Raw genomic sequence first — 15970 nt, 5'->3', positions numbered from 1 at the left:
GTGTGGTGCGACGGGAACCACACTGGCCGGGCGATGCTGAACACAGCCTGAAGCCGCCTGAAGCCGCCTTCAGGTTCGGTTTGGGAAGCTTTCCCCATGCGCCTGTTGATCGTGGAGGACGAGAAGCGCCTCGCGACGTCCCTCGCCAGGGGACTCACCGCCGAGGGCTTCGCCGTCGACGTCGTGCACGACGGACTGGAGGGCCTCCACCTGGCCGGCCAGGGGGTCCACGACCTCGTGGTCCTCGACATCATGCTGCCAGGGATGAACGGCTACCGGATCTGTGCCGCCCTGCGTGCCGCCGGGCACGAGACGCCGATCCTGATGCTGACCGCGAAGGACGGGGAGTACGACGAGGCGGAGGGCCTGGACACGGGCGCCGACGACTACCTGACCAAGCCGTTCTCCTACGTCGTGCTCGTCGCCCGGGTCCGGGCGCTGCTGCGCCGCCGCGGCGGATCCGCCTCGCCGGTGCTGACCGCGGGGACGCTGCGGATGGACACGGCCGCCCGGCGGGTCCACCGCGGTGAGGACGAAGTCGCCCTCACCGCGAAGGAGTTCGCCGTCCTTGAGCAACTCGTGCTGCGGGCGGGCGAGGTGGTGAGCAAGGCGGACATCCTGGAGCACGTCTGGGACTTCGCCTACGACGGCGACCCGAACATCGTCGAGGTCTACATCAGCACCCTGCGCCGCAAGCTGGGCGCCGCCTCGATCCGTACGGTACGGGGCGCGGGCTACCGGTTGGAGACGCTGTGAGGTCCGTGCGGGCCAGGGCCGCGCTCGGAGCCACCCTGGTCGTGGCCGTCGCCCTGACGGCCGCGGGACTGGCCGTACTCCTGGTGCTGCGGGGCAATCTGACGGACCGGGCGGGGCTGGAGGCCGAGGTGGCGGCACGGGAGGTGGCCGGGCAGCTGGCCCTCGGATCGACGTACGCGGAGCTGGAGCTGGGCGACGAGGAGATCCACCCCGTCCAGGTGGCCGACGAGGAGGGGCGCGTGGTGGCCGTCTCCAAGGACCTGGAGGCGATCTCGGGGACGGGCGCGGCAGGGGTCGAACCGGTGCCGTCGGCCCCGGCCCCCAGCCCGGGGGACGATGACGACGACGATGACGGCGGGGGCGTCCCGGCCCGCGGTGAGGTGTCCTCCGACCAGCCGGACTACGCGAACGGCACCGCCACCGTCGACGGCGACACGGCCGACTACCGTTTCGCCGCCGTCGAGCTGACCACGGACAAGGACGTCACCCTGACCGTCCACGCCGGCGCCCCGCTCGCGGCCGAACAGGAGGCCGTGGACACCGTGCGCGACTCCATGCTGACCGGGCTGCCCCTCATGCTGCTCGTCGTCGCCGGAGTGACCTGGCTGGTCACCCGGCGCGCACTGCGGCCGGTCGAGGGCATCCGGCGGGAGCTGGCCGCGATCACCGCGTCCGAGGATCTGGGCCGCCGTGTTCCCGAGCCGGACTCACGGGACGAGATCGCGCGGCTGGCCCGCACCACCAACGAGACCCTGACCGTGCTGGAGGCGTCGGTCGACCGCCAGCGGCGTTTCGTCGCCGACGCCTCGCACGAACTGCGCAGCCCGATCGCCTCGCTCCGCACCCAGTTGGAGGTGGGGGCGGCCCACCCCGAGCTGCTGGACGTCCCCGGCGCGGTCGCCGACACGGTGCGGCTGCAGGGGCTGGCCGCGGACCTGCTGCTGCTCGCCCGGCTGGACGCGGGGGAGCGGCCGGGGCGCGCGGCGGTCGACCTGGGCGCGCTGGTCCGCGAGGAGGTCTCCCAGCGGACGGGCGACCGGATCCCGCCGGAGGTGTCCGTGGCGGGTGCGGTGCCGCTCGAAGCGACCGGATCGCGTGGGCAGTTGGCCCGGGTGGTGGGCAACCTCCTGGACAACGCCGAGCGCCACGCGGAGCGTGCGGTGGCGGTCTCGGTGCGGGCCGGCCGGGGTGAGGTGGTCGTCGAGGTCACCGACGACGGCGCGGGCGTGCCGGAGGCGGAGCGGGACCGCATCTTCGAGCGCTTCGTACGTCTGGACGACGCGCGCAGCCGCGACGACGGCGGGGCCGGGCTCGGTCTGGCCATCGCCCGTGACGTGGCCTCCCGGCACGGGGGCACCCTCTCGGTGGGTGCGGCGCCGGGAGGCGGGGCGCGGTTCACCCTGCGGCTGCCGGCGGCCGGGCCGGAGCCGGCGGCCGACAGCGGCCGGGAAGGGTGAGGGTTACGGCTTGCCGCGCCGGCCGCGCAGGTGCTCCGCGATCGGGGTCAGCGCCGCGTGCAGTTCGGAGAGCTCGTCGGGGGAGAGCAGGTCCATGAAGTGCCGGCGCACCGACTCGACGTGGTGCGGCGCGACCTTCCGCATCGTGTCACCGCCGACGTCGGTGAGGACCGCGAACAGTCCGCGCCGGTCCGACTCGCAGTGCTCGCGCCGGACCAGGCCGGCGTTCTCCATGCGGGTGACCTGGTGCGACAGCCTGCTCTTGGACTGCAGGGTGGCGGCGGCGAGATCGCTCATCCGCATCCGCTGGTCGTCGGACTCGGAGAGATTGACCAGGATCTCGTAGTCGTTCATGGTCAGGCCGAACGGCTGGAGGTCCCTCTCCAGCTGATGTGTCAGCAGCCTGCTGACGTCGAGGTGGGTGCGCCAGGCGCACTGCTCCGCATCGGTCAGCCAGCGCGTGGCTGTCTCCGTCATCTCCATGTATGAATTCTACCTAAGATGTTGAAAGTCGGACGAATTCTGGGAGTGTGAGTCAGCGCACGTGCCCCCCTGGACATCACCCTCCGCAGACTACCGTTCACAGCCCGAAGCGACGCTGAAGGTCCCCCAGCTGACCGGGCATGCGGGGTGTGGAGCCGTGTTGACCCGCCCCCGGTCCGCCGCCCGGTACGCCCGGCTCGTGCGGAACGCCACCGGTCGCCTGCTCGGGCATCAGCACCTCGGTCGACTGGAGCAGTACCGTGCCCGCCCCGACGAACTCGAACTGATGCTCCTCGCCCGACGTTCCGCCGATCCCGGTCAGCGAGCGCAGTCCGCCCATCACGCCCGTCATGTAGCCGTGGTCGTAGTGGTGGCACGGCGAGGGGCAGTCGGCCCACCCCACCAGTGCCTGCGGGTCCACCCGCAGCGGCGGTTCCATGAAGACGACCGGTCCGTTGGACGCGGCGACGAACTTGCCCGTGCCGATCAGGGTCAGGAAGCCGGGGACGATCGACTGCTTCAGCGCGAGGGTCGGCTGGTACGCCAGCAGATTGCCGGACCGGATCGTCAGGTTGCCGTCCGCCAGGTCGAACGAGTTCACGTCGAAGGCCCGGTCGGCGAGCAGCATCTTGCCGCTGCCCTCGGCCACCACCCAGTCGCTCGCGTGCAGCGGGGAGTGGAAGCTCGTGCGGATCAGCCGGTCGAAGCGTCCGTGTCCGATGCCGTCGAACTCGATCTGCCCGTAGTAGGCGATCATCTTGCCCTTCTGCAGGAACCACTGGCTCCCCTTGAGCTCCACGCAGAAGGTGTACGCGTTGACGTTGTCGTCCGACGGCAGCGTCATCGGGTCGAAAACCACCGGTGTGCTCACAGCTTCTCCTCCGACGCCTGGACGTACACCGCTCCGCTGCCGCTGAGCTCCAGCTGGAAGGCCTCGCCGGAACCGCGACCCACCATGTCGCGCCAGCCGAGCGCGGTGGACAGCTTGTTGGTCACGTCCCCGTGGTGGGCGACGTACGCCTGCGGGTCCACGTGCACCGGCCGTCCCGGCGTGATCGGCAGCTCGACGACCCCGCCGTGCGCCATCACGGCCACCGAGCCGTGGCCCCCCAGCGTCGTCGTGAACAGGCCCTGTCCGGTCACCTGGCCGCGCACCATGCCCATCACCCCGCCCTGCGACCCCATGAACATGGTGCCCTGCCGGAGCGTCCCGTCGAAGGCGAGCAGCCGGTCGGCCTCCACGTAGAGGGTGTCGCCCGCCAGCTCGATCACCTGGATGTGGTGTCCGCCGTGGCCGAACATCACCGTGCCGCTGCCCTCGACCGTCATCAGGGGGGTCGCCTCGTTGGCCACCCGCCGGCCGATCATCGACGCCAGGCCGCCCTGACCGCCCTGGATGTTCGGGGTGAAGGAGACGTCGCCGCGGTAGGCGAGCATCGCGCCGCGCTGGCTGTACATCTTCTGGCCGGGCTCCACCTGGGCCTCGACCATCTTCGAGTTGATCTCACGGAACGGCATCAGACATCGCCCCCGACGGTGTTCCGCTCGCTGGGCTGCACGTAGACGAGACCGTCGCCCTCGAAGCGGATCTGGAAGGACTCGCCGGAGCCCTCACCCATGAGCGTCCGGAAGTTCACCCCGGACTGGAAGTGCTGCTGGAGCCGGCCCTGGTGGGCGATGTAGGCGCCGGGGTCGACGTTCAGCGGGTACTGGGGCGTCACCCGCAGCACCACGGCGGAACCGTCCGACATGATCGCCGCCTGGCCGGTTCCCTCGACGGTCGTGGTGAACAGGCCGTTGCCGCTCGCCCCGCCGCGTAGGCCCGTGAAGGAGGTGCCCGTGCGCAGCCCGGCGTCCGTGGCCAGCAGATTGCTCGCCTCGACGTACAGGGTGTCGCCGCGGAGCGAGACGAGGTTGATCTCGCTCGCCCGGTCGGCGAAATAGCAGGTGCCCTGCCCCTTCACCTCCATCACTTCCATCTGCTCGCCGGTCAGCCGGCGGGTCACCATGCCTCGGAGCCCCTCACCGCCGCCCGACATCTTCTTGAACGCCATCCGGCCGTCGTACGCGACCATCGAGCCGTTCTTCGCCTTGACGGCGTCGCCTGTCAGGTCGACGGCGAGCGTCTTGCTGCCTTGGAGTCGGAACATCGCCACGGTGCGACGTTAGCCGCCGGGGACTCCGGCGGACAGGGCCCGACGGCGGATCCCGACCCCGAGACGACCCTGATATGCGCCGATACGTGCCGCACGGACCGGACCCGGACCCCCCGCTCCCGGGGGCCGGGAGCGATGCCACAATGGCTGTGCTTGTGCCTGCGTTCACAAGCCGACACGCCCCTCCCACCGAAGGTGCCCTCGTGGACATCAAGACCGCTTCCGCCCTGCACCGGCTGCGCCTCATCTCGCTTCCCGAGGCGCTCTCCTTCCCGGCGCTGCTCATCTTCGGCTCGCTGCTCATGCGGGTCTCGGACATCGACTTCCTGATGCCGCCCCTCGGAGCGCTGCACGGCCTCCTCTTCACGATCTACGTGGTGTTCCTCCTGGACGTGTGGGTCAAGGCGAAGTGGCCGCTCAAGCGCGTCGCGCTGTTCTTCCTGCTCGCGGTCGTGCCCTTCGGTGGCCTCTACGGCGAGAAGCTGCTCAAGAAGTACGAGGCCGACGGGGTCATCGCCGCGCGCGCCCGCGCCGAGGGCACGGTGAACGCATGATCGTCGCCTTCTCCGTCAGTCCGCTGGGTGTCGGCGAGGACGTCGGTGAGTACGTCGCCGACGCCGTCCGTGTCGTCCGCGAGTCCGGGCTGCCCAACCGCACGGACGCCATGTTCACGTCGATCGAGGGGGAGTGGGACGAGGTCATGGACGTCGTCAAGCGCGCCGTCGCCGCCGTCGAGGCCCGCGCGGGCCGTGTCTCCCTGGTGCTGAAGGCCGACATCCGGCCGGGCGTCACCGACGGCCTGACCTCGAAGGTCGAGACGGTGGAACGGCACCTCGCGGGCTGACGGCCCGTCCATGCCCGACACGCGCACGAAGAGCCCCCGGTGCGCCGGGGGCTCTTCCTCTTCCCGTTCGGGCGAACTGATCCCCTCATCGGACCTGTCGGGTCGACATGCTGTCATATCTCCCCTTCTGTGGGGATACCGGCACAGTCCGACCATGGGAGGCGTGATGCCGTCGGAGGGTCACGATCACGACAGCGGCCCCGCGGGGCCGCCCGCGACGGGGTACCGGGTGCGCTACCGCCGTCCGGCCCGCACCGGGAGGCGCCGGGCAGGCGCCGCCCTGCTGATGCCGGCCGTCCCCGCGGTCACCGGGCTGCTGCTGCTCCACGTGCTGTGGCCCACGCACTGGACCCAGGGCGGGAGCGGCCGGAGACTGCTGGTGCTCGCCGACTCCCTGACGCTGGTGTCCGTCGGTCTGGTCGAGCTGTTCCTGCTGGCCCACGTGGCCGTCGTGGCCTACGCCGTGTCGGTGGCAAGGGAGCCGGTCCCCGCGACGCCGGAGCCCGGCACGGGGCTCGCCCTCCTCACCACGTATGCCCCGGGCACGGAGCCGCTCTCCGCGGTACGGGCCACGCTGGAGGCCGCCGTACACATGCGGCACCCCGGACCGCTGGACGTCTGGCTGCTGGACGAGGGTGACGACCCCGAGGCCCGGATGCTCTGCGCCGAACTGGGTGTACACCACTTCACCCGGCTCGGGGTGCCCGAATGGAACCGGGGGACAGGTCCGCACCAGGCCGGGACGAAGCGCGGGAACGTCAACGCCTGGCTGGCCAAGCACGGCGACGCCTACGACCTCGTCGTGTCCGCCGACGCGGGCCACGTCCCGCGGCCTGGCTCCCTGGAGCTGACGACCGGCTGGTTCCGTGACCCTGACATCGCCTTCGTCGTGGGGCCGCGGGGTGACGGGGGCGAGGCTCCCCCGTCGCCCCGGCCGCTCTTCGGCACGCTGGTCCAGCAGGCGGGCAACCGGTACGGTGCGCCCCTGCTCGACGGTGCCTGCCCGGTCGTACGCGTGGCGGCACTGCGCCAGGCCGGCGGCTTCCACGACTCCGTCACGGACGCCACGGCCACCGGCTTCGAGATCCACCGGCTGCGCAACCCGCTGACCGGACGGTACTGGCGCTCCGTCCACACCGCGGATCCCCTCGGCGCGGGGGAGGCGCCCGTCTCCTGGGCGGACCTGGGCGACCGCCGGCCGTGCCGGGCCCGCGGGGCGTACGGAACGCTGCTGCGGCAGTACGGCAAGGCGCTGTTCCGGGTGCCGCCCGGACGGCTCGTCGCCTACACGCTGACCCTCGCCCGCGGCCCCGTGGAGGCCGTCACCTGTCTGTTCGCCGCCGTGAGCTGCCTGCTCGTCCTCACCCACGCGCAGCTGCGCCTCTGGGCGGTGACCGCCCTGGTGAGTGCTCTCGTGCCCTTTGCGCTGTGGTCCCTCGCCCTGCTGCGCGAACGCACGGCCCGCACCGTGCCCCGCGCCGCGCGTCCCGCCCAGGAGTCGGAGTCCGCGCTGACGACGACCGCCGCCGCGAGCACCCCGACGGGCGGGAGCTGACGCACACGCCCGGCCGCGGCGTGGCCTCAGGCCCCCCGCGCCGACGGAGTGATGCCGAGCGGCGTGCGCTCGTACAGCATCTGGTGCCGCTCCTGCTGGTCGTGGAGGTGCGTAGAACGCGTGTCCGGTACCGAAGTGCGAGACAGGGCTGACCACCAAGTGACCAGTGGGTAAGGTCGTGCCGTGCCGAAGCCGCTCAGCCTCCCCTTCGATCCCATCGCCCGCGCCGAGGAACTCTGGCACCGGCGGTGGGGGCCGGTGCCCTCCATGGGGGCGATCACCTCGATCATGCGTGCGCAGCAGATCCTGCTCGCCGAGGTGGACGCGGTGGTCAAACCGTACGGACTGACCTTCGCGCGCTACGAGGCCCTCGTCCTGCTGACCTTCTCCCAGGCGGGCGAGCTGCCGATGTCCAAGATCGGTGAGCGTCTGATGGTGCACCCGACCTCGGTGACGAACACCGTCGACCGGCTGGTGCGCTCCGGCTTGGTCGACAAGCGCCCCAACCCCAACGACGGCCGCGGAACCCTGGCCTCCATCACCGACAAGGGCCGTGAGGTCGTCGAGGCGGCCAGCCAGGACCTGATGGCGATGGACTTCGGGCTCGGTGTCTACGACGAAGAGGAATGCGCCGAGATCTTCGCGATGCTCCGGCCGCTGCGGGTGGCCGCGCAGGACTTCGACGACGCCTGAGCGCACCGCGCGTGAGGGCCGGGGCGCCCGAAGATCGCCCCGGCCGTCCGGTTACGCTCGATGCCATGAAACGCAGTGTGCTGACCCGCTATCGGGTGATGGCCTACGTCACCGCCGTCATGCTGTTGATCCTGTGCGTCTGCATGATCTTCAAGTACGGCTTCGACACCGGTGAGGGTCTGACGCTCGTCGTCTCGCAGGTCCACGGTGTCCTCTACATCATCTACCTGATCTTCGCCTTCGACCTCGGCTCCAAGGCGAAGTGGCCGTTCGGCAAGCTGCTCTGGGTGCTGATCTCCGGCACGATCCCGACCGCCGCGTTCTTCGTCGAGCGCAAGGTGGTCCAGGAGGTCGAGCCGCTGATCGCCGACGGATCCGCGCAGGCCGTCAAGGCCTGACGGGCGCCACCGAACCGCCCCGCGCGAAAGCGCCGGGCGGTTTGCCGTCGACATTTACTAGGACGTCCTAGTAAATTTGAACCATGGACGCATCTGCGATCGAGGAAGGCCGCCGCCGCTGGCAGGCCCGTTACGACAAGGCCCGCAAGCGCGACGCGGACTTCACCACGCTCTCCGGTGACCCCGTGGAGCCCGTGTACGGGCCCCGCCCCGGTGACACGTACGAGGGTTTCGAGCGGATCGGCTGGCCCGGCGAGTACCCCTTCACCCGGGGGCTCCACGCCACCGGCTACCGGGGCCGCACCTGGACGATCCGCCAGTTCGCCGGCTTCGGCAACGCCGAGCAGACGAATGAGCGGTACAAGTCCATCCTGGCCAACGGCGGCGGCGGACTCAGCGTCGCCTTCGACATGCCGACCCTGATGGGCCGGGACTCCGACGACGCCCGCTCGCTCGGCGAGGTCGGCCACTGCGGTGTCGCCATCGACTCCGCCGCCGACATGGAGGTCCTCTTCCAGGACATCCCGCTCGGCGACGTCACCACCTCGATGACGATCAGCGGGCCCGCCGTCCCCGTCTTCTGCATGTACCTCGTCGCCGCGGAGCGCCAGGGCGTCGACCCCGCCGTGCTCAACGGCACGCTCCAGACGGACATCTTCAAGGAGTACATCGCTCAGAAGGAGTGGCTCTTCCAGCCCGAGCCCCATCTGCGCCTCATCGGCGACCTGATGGAGCACTGCGCCCGCGACATCCCCGCCTACAAGCCGCTCTCCGTCTCCGGCTACCACATCCGCGAGGCGGGGGCCACGGCCGCGCAGGAACTCGCCTACACCCTCGCCGACGGCTTCGGGTACGTCGAGCTCGGCCTCTCCCGCGGTCTGGACGTCGACGTCTTCGCGCCGGGGCTCTCCTTCTTCTTCGACGCGCACCTCGACTTCTTCGAGGAGATCGCGAAGTTCCGCGCCGCCCGCCGGATCTGGGCCCGCTGGATGAAGGAGACCTACGGCGCGAAGACCGACAAGGCGCAGTGGCTCCGCTTCCACACCCAGACCGCGGGTGTCTCGCTCACCGCCCAGCAGCCGTACAACAACGTCGTGCGCACCGCGGTGGAGGCGCTGTCCGCCGTTCTCGGCGGCACCAACTCCCTCCACACCAACGCCCTGGACGAGACGCTCGCCCTGCCGTCCGAGCAGGCGGCCGAGATCGCGCTGCGGACCCAGCAGGTCCTCATGGAGGAGACCGGCGTCGCCAACGTCGCCGACCCGTTGGGCGGTTCCTGGTACGTCGAGCAGCTCACCGACCGCATCGAGGCCGACGCCGAGAAGATCTTCGAGCAGATCAGGGAGCGGGGCACCCGGGCGCACCCCGACGGCAAGCACCCCGTCGGGCCGATGACCTCCGGCATCCTGCGCGGCATCGAGGACGGCTGGTTCACCGGTGAGACCGCGGAATCCGCCTTCCGCTACCAGCAGTCGCTGGAGAAGGGCGAGAAGAAGGTCGTCGGCGTCAACGTCCACCACGGATCCGTCACCGGCGACCTGGAGATCCTGCGGGTCAGCCACGAGGTCGAGCGCGAGCAGGTGCGGGTGCTCGCCGGGCGCAAGGAGGGCCGTCAGGACGCGAGGGTCCGCGAGGCGCTGGACGCCATGCTGGCCGCCGCGCGCGACGGCTCGAACATGATCGGACCGATGCTGGAGGCCGTACGGGCGGAGGCGACCCTCGGAGAGATCTGCGGGGTCCTGCGCGACGAGTGGGGCGTCTACACGGAGCCGCCGGGCTTCTGATTCGCCCAGCGGCCGCGGGCCCGGCCCCTCAGACCCCCGGCTGCGGCTCGGCCGCCGCGGCGCCCAGTCCGGAGAGCAGCAGCATCGTGAAGCGCCGGGCCCAGTCGTGGTCGACGGGCTCGGCGCTCACCAGCGTGCGGTGCACCACGGCGCCCGCGATCACGTCGAAGATCAGGTCGGCGGTCCTGGCCGCCGTCACCGCGTCCGGCTGGGCGGGCAGTTCACCGCGGTGCTGCGCCCGCTCCCGCCCCTGCAGGACGAGGTGCTTCTGCCGGGCGACGATCGAGTTCCGTATACGGTCCCGCAGTGCCTCGTCGCGCGTCGACTCGGCGACCACCGCCATCAGCGACGTCTTGGTCTCCGGCCTTTCCAGCAGGGCCGCGAACTGGAGGACGACGGCCTCCACGTCGGCCGGGAGGCTCCCGAGGTCGGGCAGCTCCAGCTCGTCGAAGAGGACGGCGACCGCGTCCACGACGAGCTCGTTCTTGCCGGCCCAGCGGCGGTAGAGAGTCGTCTTGGCGACCCCCGCGCGCGTCGCCACATCGCCCATCGTCAGTTTCGACCAGCCGAGGTCGACCAGTGACGCACGGGTCGCCTCCAGGATCGCGGCATCCGCCTCGGCACTGCGGGGACGGCCGGACCGGGCGGGTCCGGCGGGGCTGCGGCTCGGCATGCGGCGAACCATACCGGCCGGTAAGTACTGCTGACCGGCCCCGGAGCCCGTGAGACAGATCACCGTGCGCTCTTGCCTCGCAGGGGGGCCGGGCAGTTACGCTACGGCTCGTAGCGTAAGGACCGACGGTCCGTCCGTCGTTGCGCCACGACCGATCGACAGCCACAGGCGCCGGGTGGGGACCCGGCACCGAACACGGGGTTTTTCAGGGCCTCGGGGCCGTTTCCGTCCCCGTGCCACGCACACCGGCGTGGCCGCGGACGGAAGCGGTTCGCGGATCGCTTTCCGGAACAGTGCGCACAGGGGGGAGGATGTACGTATGCAGCCTAGGAACATGTCCATGAGCGGCGTCGTCGACCTCGCCGCTGTGAAGGCGGCCGGCGACGCCAAGGCGAAGGCCGAACAGGCCCGCGCGGAGTCCGCCCGGCAGGGGGGTGGCGGTGCCGTGGCACCCGCCTCCCTGGTGATCGACGTCGACGAGGCGGGCTTCGAGACCGACGTCCTCCAGCGCTCCACCGAGGTGCCCGTCGTCATCGACTTCTGGGCCGAGTGGTGCGAGCCGTGCAAGCAGCTCAGCCCGCTCCTGGAGCGTCTCGCCGTCGAGTACAACGGCCGCTTCCTGCTGGCCAAGGTCGATGTCGACGCCAACCAGATGCTGATGCAGCAGTTCGGTGTCCAGGGCATCCCCGCGGTCTTCGCGGTGGTGGCCGGGCAGGCCCTCCCGCTCTTCCAGGGCGCGGCCCCCGAGAGCCAGATCCGGGAGACGCTCGACCAGCTGATCCAGGTCGGCGAGGAGCGCTTCGGTCTCACCGGGATCGTCGTCGACCCGGACGCCGGTGCCGGGGACGCGGACGGTGCCCCGGCCGAGGTGCCCGCCGGACCGTACGACGCGCAGCTGGAGACCGCCGCGCAGGCGCTGGACGCCAACGACTTCGACGGGGCGGTCCGGGCGTACCGGGGCGTCCTGGCCGACGACCCGGTCAACACCGAGGCCAAGCTGGGCCTCGCGCAGGCCGAACTGCTGGGCCGCGTCGCGGGCATGGACCCGCAGCAGGTCCGCAAGGAGGCGGCGGAGAACCCGGCGGCTCCGGTGGCGCAGATGGCCGCCGCCGATCTGGACCTCGTGGGCGGCCACGTCGAGGACGCCTTCGGGCGGCTCGTCGAGACGGTCCGGCGTAATTTCGGTGACGACCGTGACGCCGTCCGCGTGCGGCTCCTCGAACTCTTCGAGGTGATCGGCCCCGACGACCCGCGCGTCTCCGCGGCCCGGACCGCCCTGGCGCGTGTCTTGTTCTGATGTGACAACACGGCCGTGGAGCCCTTCGGGCGCCACGGCCGTTTTCGCGGGTGAACGACAAGGTACGCCTCCGCTTTACCAAAACTTGATAAAAGTACGCACTGTTACTCGCAGTAAATCACCCCTGAGGGTCTGTCCGTTTTAGGGCTGTAATCCCGCGATTCGTACGTCCCTTCGGTGCCACCCTGTGTGGCCGGACGGCACCCCCCTGTCGCGTCCTGGTTATCTGGTCGTTACTAGTCAGTAACGACCCCCCTTGTGTCACGGCCGCGAATGCACCACGATCGGCCACGCTCGGTCCAATACCCGCCGGCCCGACCACCAGTCGGCGCAGGTGGGTCTGTTGGGTCCCCACCGGGTGGTCGGCGGCAGTGGCGCCGATCGCGGACAGGGGGGTTCCTGCCCCTGGGCAGGGCCTGTCCGAACCGGCCGCGCAGACGCGCGGCCAGTGGTTGTCGCTCGGGGGTGATCGCCGGTGATTCGGATGCGGTACGCGCCTCCGGTCCGGGCGCTCTCCTTCCCGAGGACGTAGCACTTCTCCCATCCCAGGGCGGGCACGATGCCCGTACCGGAGATGTACGTCCGAGAAGGAGGAAACATATGAGTTCGCAGGTTCGCGGTGGTACCAGATGGAAGCGTTTCGCTCTGGTCATGGTGCCGAGCGTCGTCGCGACCGCAGCGGTCGGCGTAGGCCTGGCGCAGGGCGCGCTCGCCGCGTCGTTCAGCGTCTCCGGCCAGAGCTTCAAGGTCTCCACCGACAAGCTCGTCGGTGAGGACTTCGTCCAGTACGGCAGCGTCGCTGTCGGCAAGGACATGAAGGGCGGCGACGCCGCGCACCCGGTGGCCGTGTCGGGCTTCAGCAAGGCCACGATCACCAACATGTGCCAGTCGGTGGTCACGCCGGACCTCCCCTTCGGTCTGGGCAGCGTCAGCCTCAACCTGACGGCCGGCACCGACCCGAAGAAGCCCGTCGAGGCGACAAACCTGTACCTCGACGTCGCTCAGCTCGACGCGGACGCGTACTTCGAGAACATCGACATCGGCGTCGCCGCCGGTTCGGTGGGCAAGCCCGGCATCCAGTCCGGCACCGAGAAGGCCGTCAACCCGAACGGCTTCGCGCAGCGCGCCAAGACGGCGACGCTGTCCAACGTGGAGCAGACGGCGTGGGCGACCACCGCCGGCACCTTCAAGCTGAGCAACCTGAGCCTGAAGCTGCACAAGGGCGTCAAGGAGTGCTTCTAAGCACTCGCCCGGGTGGCCGGAGTGTTCCGTGAGGACCTCCGGCTGCCCACCCCTTCTCTTCTCACAGCAGTACCGGTTCCAGGGAGCTGTTTTCCATGAGCCCCGAGTCCACAGGGCAGAACGAGCACTACCTCACCGTCTACCGGCGGGGATTCCGCACCTGGCGGGGTAACCGGCCGTTCTGGGCGGGCCTGTTCACCATCTTGGGTGGTCTACCCATCGCGTACTTCCCGTACGCCAACATGCACCTCGGCAACATGACGATCGCGATGTCCACCACCGCGGGTGCGGGGTCGCTGATCATCGGGGTCCTGCTCGTCACGCTGGGTCTGACGATGTGGTTCCACCACATCGTGCGGGTGTTCGCCGGCGTCGCCGCGATCCTGCTCGCGCTGATCTCCATACCGGTCGCCAACATCGGCGGCTTCATCATCGGCTTCCTGTTCTCGCTCCTCGGCGGAGCCCTCTCCATCTCCTGGGCCCCCGCCGACGCGAAGGACGCCGAGGCGCCCGAGGGCCGCCGGGCGCCGATGACCCGCGACGACACCCAGCAGATTCCGGAGCAGGGCCAGGAAACCCACGACACGGCTGAGGGCCCGCGGGGGCCGATGCTGTTCAAGGCGGCGGCGGAGGCCGACGGCGGGAGGCATCGTGCAGGGTGACGAGAGCCGTACGGACGACTTCGGACCGGAGAGCCCGTCGGAGCGAAGAGGGCCCCGCCACGCGGCGCCCAGGAAGTCGCTCATGACGAAGCTGCACATGCCCGCGGGCAAGAAGGCCTTCGCGCTCGCCGCGATGCCGACGGCGGTCTTCGTGGGCATGGGGCTCACCCCCAAGCTGGCCATGGCCGACGACAGCTCGGACATCCCCTTCGCGCCCGGCCCCTGTGTGACGCGCTCCGACGAGCCGTCCGAGTCGCAGGAGCCCGAGGAGAAGCCGGCCCCGAGCGCCACGCCGTCCGAAGACGCCGGCAAGGACGACACCGGCAAGGACGACGCGGACGCCGGCAAGGACGACGCGGGCAAGGGCGACGAGACCGGTACGCCGAAGCCCTCCGCGAGTCCGAGCGCGGGCGCGTCCGAGGACGACACGCCCACGGAGACGTCCGGGGACGAGGCCGCCACGTCGGCCTCTCCCGCACCCACCGAGTCGAAGAACCCCCTCGACCCGCTGGGCGTCGGCGACGCGCTCAAGGACCTCCTCGACGGCCCGGACAAGGAGACGGCCGAGCCGTCCCCCAGCGCCACGGAGAAGACCCCGGAGCCGTCGGAGAGCACCGCGACCACCAAGCCGGCGGAGAAGGTCACGGAGGCCGCGAAGGACACGGTCGACAAGACCACCGACGCCATCCGCGACGCGGCGGAGAAGGCGGGCGAGGGCGTCGAGGAGCTCGACGACGACGTCAAGGGCCTCGACCCGGTGAAGGACGAGGACATCCCGGACGGCGCCAAGGAGCGCTTCCCCTGCCCGACCGCCGACCCCGAGGCGCTCGCCGCGGCCGACCTCGAGCAGGGCATCCCGCTGCTCCCGGACGACCCGTGGACGCTGGAGACCTCCAAGCTCACGCTCACCGGGCTCGACTACGCGGGCATCGTCGAGGTGAAGACGTACAACGGCAGCATCAAGAAGGTGCTGAAGTTCACCGCCGACACCATCGACATCAAGGACCTGCACCAGCTGACGACGGGTCCCGCCGGCACCACCGGTCACGTCAAGGCGGCGGAGGGCTCGACCTCCACCATCCGCAACGGCACGGTGACCATGTACACGGAAGAGCTGAAGGGCAACCTCTTCGGCCTCATCCCGATCACCTTCAGCCCGGAGACCCCGCCGCCGCTGAACGTGCCGTTCGCCTTCTTCACCGACGCGACGGTGAAGCAGGCGGGTCAGTTCGGTGGATCGCTCAAGGTCCCCGGCCTGCAGAACTACTTCACCGGCGGCAAGAGCTAGTCGGCGCGGAACGGTCCGGGGCCCGCGAAACGACTGTGGCCCGCACCCCCTTGCCGGGGGGTGCGGGCCACGGTCGTACTCACTTCGAGGCGGGCTCCTCGCACTCGTGGAAGATGTGCTGATCGAGGTCCACGTAAGCGCGAGCGGTGGCGAGCCACGAGATCAGTTCGGCGCGGAGGACGATTCCCACCGCCATCTCGTCGTCGAGATCGTCGATGTTCTGGACCAGGACCAGAGCCACCTCCGCCTCGCCGCTGTCGGACAGCCTGCCCAGGGCCCGGGCGAACGGCTCGCCCCAGCCGGTGACGATCCGTTCGAGGTCCTCCGGGCGGGCGCCCGGTTCGGGTACCCGGGCATACCGCACCCAGCGGTTGTGCCGACGTGGCACCGCCTGAGGATGCCTGCGGCTGCCGAGGGCGTACGACTCATCGGCCGGCGTCCCGAGCCGGTCGTCGATCTCGCCCGGCGCGAGCGTCTCGCTGATCACTCGCACGTACATGGTGAACGGGGTCACGAACGGATCCGGAGGTTTGTCGGACACAGGAACTTTCCGCCCTTCCTGACGAAGATCTCCGGCCGGTAGCCGTTCGCCATGCCGCCCTGTTCATCGGCCCGACGCACCCCCTTGCCCCTCACCGAAGACATGGGCGCCACCCCCGGCAAGTGCTGGTCACCGGCGGCA

The 15970-nt window shown here is 70.4% G+C and carries 18 protein-coding genes; 12 read left to right on the top strand and 6 right to left on the bottom strand.

What is annotated here, in order from left to right:
• The first annotated feature begins 96 nt into the window (after window positions 1-96).
• A complete protein-coding gene (locus tag LWJ43_RS09740) occupies window positions 97-756 on the top strand; it encodes a response regulator transcription factor (protein WP_277331893.1) in 660 nt (219 codons plus the stop codon).
• Window positions 753-2213, top strand: a complete 1461-nt coding sequence (locus LWJ43_RS09735; protein ID WP_277331892.1) for a sensor histidine kinase — start codon at window positions 753-755, stop codon at window positions 2211-2213. The genes LWJ43_RS09740 and LWJ43_RS09735 overlap by 4 nt, the downstream gene beginning before the upstream one ends.
• A gap of 3 nt (window positions 2214-2216) precedes the next feature.
• Here LWJ43_RS09735 and LWJ43_RS09730 read toward each other — a convergent pair whose 3' ends face one another.
• The 4 genes from LWJ43_RS09730 to LWJ43_RS09715 all read right to left on the bottom strand — a co-directional run bounded on the left by LWJ43_RS09730 (window position 2217) and on the right by LWJ43_RS09715 (window position 4846).
• Window positions 2217-2696 carry a MarR family winged helix-turn-helix transcriptional regulator gene (locus tag LWJ43_RS09730; protein ID WP_277331891.1) on the bottom strand — a complete coding sequence of 160 codons (480 nt, stop codon included), beginning with the start codon at window positions 2694-2696 and terminating at the stop codon, window positions 2217-2219.
• A gap of 97 nt (window positions 2697-2793) precedes the next feature.
• Entirely contained in the window at window positions 2794-3567 is a 774-nt protein-coding gene (locus tag LWJ43_RS09725) for an AIM24 family protein (protein WP_277331890.1), read from the bottom strand.
• Window positions 3564-4214, bottom strand: a complete 651-nt coding sequence (locus LWJ43_RS09720) for an AIM24 family protein (protein WP_277331889.1) — start codon at window positions 4212-4214, stop codon at window positions 3564-3566. Before LWJ43_RS09720 ends, LWJ43_RS09725 begins: the two co-directional genes overlap by 4 nt.
• Window positions 4214-4846, bottom strand: coding sequence for an AIM24 family protein (locus tag LWJ43_RS09715; RefSeq protein WP_277335850.1), 633 nt, complete (start codon window positions 4844-4846; stop codon window positions 4214-4216). The genes LWJ43_RS09720 and LWJ43_RS09715 overlap by 1 nt, the downstream gene beginning before the upstream one ends.
• Window positions 4847-5055: 209 nt before the next feature.
• On the opposite strand from LWJ43_RS09715, the gene LWJ43_RS09710 reads away from it, so the two are divergent.
• The 6 genes from LWJ43_RS09710 (at window position 5056) to LWJ43_RS09685 (ending at window position 10126) form a co-directional block, all read left to right on the top strand.
• Window positions 5056-5406 carry a DUF3817 domain-containing protein gene (locus LWJ43_RS09710; RefSeq protein ID WP_014154016.1) on the top strand — a complete coding sequence of 117 codons (351 nt, stop codon included), beginning with the start codon at window positions 5056-5058 and terminating at the stop codon, window positions 5404-5406.
• On the top strand, window positions 5403-5696 hold the full coding sequence (locus LWJ43_RS09705; protein WP_015578763.1) for an MTH1187 family thiamine-binding protein: 294 nt from the start codon (window positions 5403-5405) through the stop codon (window positions 5694-5696). The genes LWJ43_RS09710 and LWJ43_RS09705 overlap by 4 nt, the downstream gene beginning before the upstream one ends.
• 154 nt (window positions 5697-5850) lie before the next feature.
• Complete coding sequence (locus LWJ43_RS09700; protein WP_277331888.1) at window positions 5851-7251, top strand: glycosyltransferase family protein; 1401 nt, start codon at window positions 5851-5853, stop codon at window positions 7249-7251.
• Window positions 7252-7434: 183 nt separating this feature from the next.
• Window positions 7435-7944, top strand: coding sequence for a MarR family winged helix-turn-helix transcriptional regulator (locus LWJ43_RS09695; protein WP_277331887.1), 510 nt, complete (start codon window positions 7435-7437; stop codon window positions 7942-7944).
• A 65-nt stretch (window positions 7945-8009) separates the two neighbouring features.
• Window positions 8010-8342: a DUF3817 domain-containing protein gene (locus tag LWJ43_RS09690; RefSeq protein ID WP_277331886.1), complete on the top strand. Its 333-nt coding sequence runs from the start codon at window positions 8010-8012 to the stop codon at window positions 8340-8342.
• Window positions 8343-8425: 83 nt separating this feature from the next.
• Window positions 8426-10126: an acyl-CoA mutase large subunit family protein gene (locus tag LWJ43_RS09685; protein ID WP_277331885.1), complete on the top strand. Its 1701-nt coding sequence runs from the start codon at window positions 8426-8428 to the stop codon at window positions 10124-10126.
• Between the two features lie 28 nt (window positions 10127-10154).
• On the opposite strand, the gene LWJ43_RS09680 is transcribed toward LWJ43_RS09685, so the two are convergent.
• Complete coding sequence (locus LWJ43_RS09680; protein ID WP_277331884.1) at window positions 10155-10799, bottom strand: TetR/AcrR family transcriptional regulator; 645 nt, start codon at window positions 10797-10799, stop codon at window positions 10155-10157.
• A gap of 319 nt (window positions 10800-11118) precedes the next feature.
• Here LWJ43_RS09680 and LWJ43_RS09675 point away from each other — a divergent pair, with 319 nt between their 5' ends.
• From LWJ43_RS09675 to LWJ43_RS09660, 4 genes are all read left to right on the top strand, one after another.
• Window positions 11119-12096 carry a tetratricopeptide repeat protein gene (locus LWJ43_RS09675; RefSeq protein WP_277331883.1) on the top strand — a complete coding sequence of 326 codons (978 nt, stop codon included), beginning with the start codon at window positions 11119-11121 and terminating at the stop codon, window positions 12094-12096.
• 600 nt (window positions 12097-12696) lie between these two features.
• The gene (locus LWJ43_RS09670; RefSeq protein WP_277331882.1) at window positions 12697-13338 is read left to right on the top strand and encodes a DUF6230 family protein; all 642 of its coding nucleotides are present in this window, start codon (window positions 12697-12699) and stop codon (window positions 13336-13338) included.
• Between the two features lie 95 nt (window positions 13339-13433).
• Window positions 13434-14000 (top strand): DUF6114 domain-containing protein, encoded by a 567-nt coding sequence (locus tag LWJ43_RS09665; RefSeq protein ID WP_277331881.1) that lies wholly within the window; start codon window positions 13434-13436, stop codon window positions 13998-14000.
• Complete coding sequence (locus LWJ43_RS09660; protein ID WP_277331880.1) at window positions 13990-15288, top strand: hypothetical protein; 1299 nt, start codon at window positions 13990-13992, stop codon at window positions 15286-15288. The genes LWJ43_RS09665 and LWJ43_RS09660 overlap by 11 nt, the downstream gene beginning before the upstream one ends.
• Window positions 15289-15367: 79 nt before the next feature.
• On the opposite strand, the gene LWJ43_RS09655 is transcribed toward LWJ43_RS09660, so the two are convergent.
• The gene (locus LWJ43_RS09655; protein WP_277331879.1) at window positions 15368-15829 is read right to left on the bottom strand and encodes a DUF4279 domain-containing protein; all 462 of its coding nucleotides are present in this window, start codon (window positions 15827-15829) and stop codon (window positions 15368-15370) included.
• Between the last annotated feature and the right edge of the window lie 141 nt (window positions 15830-15970).

The organism is Streptomyces sp. JH34 (assembly GCF_029428875.1).
In the GTDB taxonomy this organism is placed as follows: Bacteria; Actinomycetota; Actinomycetes; order Streptomycetales; family Streptomycetaceae; genus Streptomyces.
This window is presented reverse-complemented; position numbering and strand designations above follow the sequence as displayed.